Origin of the sequence: Elioraea sp. (genome assembly GCF_051860475.1) — a bacterium.
Taxonomy (GTDB): domain Bacteria; phylum Pseudomonadota; class Alphaproteobacteria; order Acetobacterales; family Acetobacteraceae; genus Elioraea.
Window position 1 is genome coordinate 1 of sequence record NZ_JBHYDW010000230.1, and the last position, 4,048, is coordinate 4,048.

General features: G+C 70.9%; 5 protein-coding genes. 1 reads left to right on the forward strand and 4 read right to left on the reverse strand.

What is annotated here, in order from left to right:
- A partial coding sequence (locus ACTIFU_RS22755; RefSeq protein WP_439580609.1) for a Y-family DNA polymerase occupies window positions 1–1,409 on the reverse strand: 1,409 nt, incomplete at its 3' end.
- Window positions 1,402–2,070 carry an ImuA family protein gene (locus ACTIFU_RS22760; protein ID WP_439580610.1) on the reverse strand — a complete coding sequence of 223 codons (669 nt, stop codon included), beginning with the start codon at window positions 2,068–2,070 and terminating at the stop codon, window positions 1,402–1,404. The genes ACTIFU_RS22755 and ACTIFU_RS22760, both read right to left, overlap by 8 nt.
- A 323-nt stretch (window positions 2,071–2,393) precedes the next feature.
- Between ACTIFU_RS22760 and ACTIFU_RS22765 the strand changes: the two genes are divergently transcribed.
- Window positions 2,394–3,362: a GIY-YIG nuclease family protein gene (locus ACTIFU_RS22765; RefSeq protein WP_439580611.1), complete on the forward strand. Its 969-nt coding sequence runs from the start codon at window positions 2,394–2,396 to the stop codon at window positions 3,360–3,362.
- Here ACTIFU_RS22765 and ACTIFU_RS22770 read toward each other — a convergent pair.
- Window positions 3,356–3,556, reverse strand: coding sequence for a Txe/YoeB family addiction module toxin (locus ACTIFU_RS22770; RefSeq protein ID WP_439580612.1), 201 nt, complete (start codon window positions 3,554–3,556; stop codon window positions 3,356–3,358). The two genes, ACTIFU_RS22765 and ACTIFU_RS22770, sit on opposite strands and share 7 nt — an antisense overlap.
- A 71-nt stretch (window positions 3,557–3,627) precedes the next feature.
- Window positions 3,628–3,894, reverse strand: a complete 267-nt coding sequence (locus tag ACTIFU_RS22775) for a type II toxin-antitoxin system Phd/YefM family antitoxin (RefSeq protein WP_439580613.1) — start codon at window positions 3,892–3,894, stop codon at window positions 3,628–3,630.
- Window positions 3,895–4,048: the final 154 nt, after the last annotated feature.

A 4,048-nucleotide genomic window follows, 5' to 3' on the forward strand; every position in this document is an offset into this window, starting at 1 on the left:
CAGAGCCGCCGTCCGTCCTCGGTCTCCACGCGCCAGTAGTCGCGCGCATCCTCCTGCGGCCCCGCTCGCCACCAGACGGGCAGGATCCGCTCCGGCCCCTCGGCGCGGCGCACCCGCATCGTACCGAGCCGCACCGGCGGGCCGTCCGGCAGCAGCGACATCCCGTCGATCCGCCGCGGCGGCCGCGCGAGCCGCACCGGCCGTGGCAGCCCCTGCGGCAGCGCGCATGGCGGGGCGAGCGGATCGACCGGCCTTACCGCCTGTTCCGGCCAATGGCTCGGCACCGGATCGAGCCGGACCACCGCGCGCGCGCCGAGCCGCCCGCGCAGCCGGTCGAGCAGCCGGGCGAGCGCCTCGCGTCGCGCCGCCGCCGCGCTGCCGGGCAGCCCGCCCTGGCGCGCGTCCAGCGGCTCGACCTCGGCCGCGAGCACCATCCGCTCGATGCCGAAGCCCGGGTCGATGCGCTCGATCCGGGGCGCGAGCAAGCGGGTAAGATGGCCAGCGTCGCGGTTCGCGAGCCCGGTGCCGATGCCGATCCGCTGCACCGTGCCATCGGTGCAGCGGCAGGTGAGTGTCAGCCGCCGCACCCCCTCGCCCCGGCCGATGAGATCGTCGCAGAGCCGCGCGGTCAGGCGTTCGATGCCGGCCGCGATCGCCTCCGCCGTCAGGATCGGTTCGGGGCAGTCGAGCGTGGCCTCGGCCGGCGGGGTCGGGCGGATCGGCGTGATCGGGCGGCGGGTGCGCCCGAGCACCTCGTCGAGCAGGGCGAGCGTGGCCGGGCGGAGGCGGCGCGCGAGCGGCCCGCGTGCCTGGGCGGCGAGGTCGCCGATCCGCCGCAGTCCCAGCCGCTCGGCGAGTTCGGCGAGCTCGGGATCGAGCCGGAGCGTCGCGACCGGCAGGGCGGCGACGGCGGCGGCCTGGCGGTTGGCGGTGACGATCGCACCGTCGGCGCCGCGCGCGAGCACGAGCGCGCCGGCGGCAGTGCCAGCGATCGCCGCGCGCACCGCGAAGCCGAGGCCGCGCACCCGCCGCGCGATCTCGGCCAGCATCGGGCCCTCGCCGTCCCAGAGATGGGCGCAGCCGGTGATGTCGAGCACCAGCCCGTCGGGCGGGGCGGGGGCGGCGAGCGGGGTGAAGCCCAAGCACCAGGTGGCGAGCGCGCGCAAGGTCGCGGCGTCGCCCGCGGGGTCGGCCGGGCGGGTCACCAGCCCCGGCACGATCGCCTGGGCATCGGCGAGCGGCGTGCCGGGGACGATCCCGGCGCGGTCGTTCGTCGCGGTGATCAGGCGGCGCGGGCCGTCGGTGGCCCAGAGCGCGAGCGGGGTGTCGACGAGGGCGGGCTCGCGCCGGATCGCGCGGTCGGCGGCGAAGCGCGGCAGGTGAAGCGCGAGGATGCGGCGGTCAGCCATGCGCGCGCGCCTTATCCAGCACGGCGAGGGTTCCGTCCCAGGCGACGTCCCATGTGCCGGGCGGGGCGCCGCGCGCGCGCACGAGCTCGAGCCGCCAGTGTGGCGGGCCGACGAGATGGGCCTGGCCTGGTGCCGGCAGGGCGGTGATGCGCCAGCGGGTGCGGGCGGCGCTGGGTGGCGGGTTGGGCGTGTCGGGGCGCAGGATCAGGCCGAGCGTGCCGCCGGCTTCGGCGGCGAGGTGCAGCCGTCGGCCCGTGGCGAAATCAAGCCGTGGGAGGGTGGCGAGCACGCCGGCGACGGCGGGGGCGCGCAGGGACTCCTCGGCGGCCCAGAGCGCGTCGGCCCCGTCGGCGCGGACGACGATCAGCGCGGCGGGGTCGAGCCCGAAGCCGGCGAGCCCGGCCGGGTAGGGATCGGGGTTCGGCTCGATCCAGACGGTGGGGGTGCCGGCGCGGGCGAGGATCAGGGCGGCGAGCGCGGCGGCGGCGCCGGGGTCTGCCGTGAGCAGTTCGTGCACGGCGCCGCGGGCGAGCCCGCCGCCGGGCAGGCCAGCGTCGATCGCCGGCGCGAGCGGGATGGCGGGGCCTGCCGGGCGTGGTTCCTCGCCGCGCGCGATCAGGGTGCGGAGCCGTTCGATCAGGGCGCGGTCCGGCGGGGTCATGGGGTGGGGCCTCGGCGTTGTTCTCTATTTGTTCTTGCGGCCCTGGGCGAGTCAACGCGGCGTGTCCCGTGCCTGCGTCAGCGGGCGGCGTGTTCTTGGGATTGGGGGTGCGGGGGCAAGGGCCCATGGGCCGTGGCCCCCGCGGGGTTTTTGAGCCGCGCAGCGGCGATGCCTCGTTCCTGGACTTTCTCCCGCGATCGGGAGAGGAAAGGCAGCGTTGCCGCCAGGCGGCCTCTTGCATTGCTGCGGGAGTAGGTCGGGGCTACGACGGCGCAGGCCGGGCCCCGCCCAGGGGAAACCAGAGCATAAGCTTGGAAAGTGGAATGACAGGCGAGCCTTACAACATCGGCATTTTTGTAGCCGACGGCGATCCCGACGGCGTTCGCGTGTTGCACCGGCCAGGATGGACGTGGCGTGGCGTAGCGTTCCGTCGCATCGACTGGAAGCGAGCGAAGCTCCGTGACGAATTGAGTCGAGCCGGGATCTACGTTCTTCTTGGATATGATGAGGAGGGTGAGAACGAGACGCTCCTCGCGTATGTCGGCTCAAGCGGTCGGCTTGTTGAGCGCCTTGAGCAGCATGTCGCAGACCGTGACTCGAAGTCGTTCTGGGAACGAGCCGTAGCGTTCACTGCGATCGACAGTTTGAACGCAGCACAGGCTGCATGGCTGGAATGGAGTTTGATCCGGCTTGGAGCAGAGCGCGGCCAGGCGCGCCTGCTCAACAGGGTCGAGCCAAATGAACCGACATTGAGCGAGTTCGATCGAGCCGACATGCAGGCTGCACTTCCCCAGATCCTCAAAGTCCTGCCGCTTGTGGGGGTGCCAATCTTCGAGAAGCCGACAACCATCGTTGTCAGACAATCCGGGGCGGCGTCGGGCGACGCAGTGATCGCACAGACAGAGTTGGCAACCTCAGCCCCGCCGGATGTGCTTCAAGAGGATACCATCGTCGTGCCCGCTCGCGACGAGGGCTTTCAACGGGTCTTCCTGGGCGAGAATGCATGGTGGGCGATCAGGATCGCATCGTGGCGTTTGGGGATGCTCAAGTGGATCGCTGCATATCGCGTCGCGCCAACCTCGGCGATCACGCACGTTGCGCCGATCGCAACAATCGAACCCTACGGTGAGAGCGGCAAGTGGAAGATCGTCTTCGCAAGTCCTGCTGAAGCCATTGGACCTGTGCGGCTTGGCGATCAACCAACAGGACCGCAAGCGCCGTTCTACACGAGCTACGCGCGATTGAGGGCGGGGAGGACGCTGACTGATCTGCGGCTGCCCCGCCCTCAATAATGCAGCCGGCACTGCGCGATCGTCAGCACCTGATCCGCGCCCTTCCCGGTGACCCGATACACCAGCCGATGCTCGGCAGTGATGCGGCGCGACCACCAACCGGATAACTCATTCCGGAGCGGCTCCGGCTTGCCCTCGCCGCGGAACGGATCGCGCCGGATCGCGTCGATCAGCCGGTTGATCCGCCGCAGCATCTCACGATCCGTCACCTGCCACGCGACATACTCGTCCCACGCATCCTCAGTCCACGCGACGAGCACGCGCGTCAGGCACCCCTGTCGGGATCGATCGGCTCACGGATCACGACCTCGCCGCGCTCAGCCTGACGGATCGAGCGCAGCAGCCGCTCAGCGTTCCGCGGGCTGCGCAGCAGGTGCAGCGTCTCCATCAGCCCGTTGTAGTCCTCGAGCGACATCATCACGACCGAACCCTTCTGCTGCCGATTGATCACAATCGGCTCGTGGTTCGCCTGCGTCTCGTCCATCAGCTTGGCGAGGTTCTGGCGCGCGTGGGTATAGGTCACGACATCCATCGGTCAGCCTCCGTCTGTACAGATATATGTACAGATTTCGCGCTGCGCGCAAGGGCGCAAGAGAACCACGCGGCGACCGGGGACTGTCAGGAATTTCGTGTGGGACCGCGGTGATCATGGGTTGAGGCGGTCGTGGAAGAGGATGGCGAACTGC

Coding starts and splice junctions, on each gene's coding strand:
- ACTIFU_RS22760 (WP_439580610.1), bottom strand. CDS start 2,070: ATGACCCCGCCGGACCGCGCCCTGATCGAACGGCTCCGCACCCTGATC.
- ACTIFU_RS22765 (WP_439580611.1), top strand. CDS start 2,394: ATGACAGGCGAGCCTTACAACATCGGCATTTTTGTAGCCGACGGCGAT.
- ACTIFU_RS22770 (WP_439580612.1), bottom strand. CDS start 3,556: ATGCTGCGGCGGATCAACCGGCTGATCGACGCGATCCGGCGCGATCCG.
- ACTIFU_RS22775 (WP_439580613.1), bottom strand. CDS start 3,894: ATGGATGTCGTGACCTATACCCACGCGCGCCAGAACCTCGCCAAGCTG.